The 207-nt window shown below is 46.9% G+C and carries 1 protein-coding gene; it reads right to left on the minus strand.

Annotated elements, in window-relative coordinates:
* Positions 1 to 207: hypothetical protein (locus tag FH871_RS34770; RefSeq protein WP_212768371.1), on the minus strand; the 207-nt coding region annotated here is incomplete at both ends.

Consider the following 207-nt stretch of genomic DNA (forward strand, 5'->3'; position numbering starts at 1 on the left):
GGTCAGATTGTTAGGTATCACACGCCCTGCTTCTTGGATTTTAGCTAAAATAGTGGCATCAGTAGCTCCTTTCAAGCGAGCCTTTTCAAACTCATAGGTCAGAGCCGCCGCATCAAGAGTAGAAATACCTGATAAACGTCCATCAAGGATTTTATTAATGTCTGCCCGCTGGTCATCGGAGGTAAGGGTTGGGGCAGTTGTCACCAC

The organism is Larkinella sp. C7, from assembly GCF_006149005.1.
GTDB lineage: Bacteria > Bacteroidota > Bacteroidia > Cytophagales > Spirosomataceae > Larkinella.